This window comes from Pseudomonas yangonensis (assembly GCF_009932725.1).
In the GTDB taxonomy this organism is placed as follows: Bacteria; Pseudomonadota; Gammaproteobacteria; order Pseudomonadales; family Pseudomonadaceae; genus Aquipseudomonas; species Aquipseudomonas yangonensis.
This window is the reverse complement of the sequence record NZ_BLJU01000045.1, coordinates 1-515: the sequence shown is the minus strand read 5'-3', so window position 1 is coordinate 515 and position 515 is coordinate 1. Positions and strand designations below refer to the sequence as shown.

1 protein-coding gene is annotated in these 515 nt (G+C 49.5%); it reads right to left on the bottom strand.

The features are described from left to right. A partial coding sequence (locus GYB81_RS25345; protein WP_438810731.1) for a hypothetical protein occupies positions 1-65 on the bottom strand: 65 nt, incomplete at its 3' end. Positions 66-515 lie beyond the last annotated feature (450 nt).

Here is a 515-nt window from a genome sequence, read left to right as displayed (position 1 = left end):
CGTGCCGACAAACAGCCGGCACAAACGGCACCTACATAACCCGAACCGAAGATACTGATTCGCATGGTAGTCACCTCGTCCGTTCGATGCAGTTTCAAATACTGGCTTTTTTAGCCAAAACTAGTCCGTGAACTTGCGTTGAAATGGCGAGCAAGTTCAGTCAGGCATAAGTAGAGAGCGGCGCCTGAGTTGGCACCAAGTGCGGGCCTTTATATGTAAGGTGGCCCTTTGATGTTGTCGCTTCTGCCTCGAGCGAGGCGTCTATATCAGTGCTCTGGCGAGTTGCTATATCTCCCTTTTAACCACACGAACTTTTCTCGGCGTGAAGCTGTCCGGCGAAAGTCAATCCGCTGCCTGGCAGGTTCAGTTGACGAAAAGTTATGTGTTGAAATGTGTTACGGGCTGTATGAGTAGTTGCCCTTTCGGATAGTTCCTACCGTTCGTCCTGAAGCTGAACTGGAGCTGAACGGCTAAATTGATCGCAATATAGTGGCAAGTTGCAAAATGCATAATGG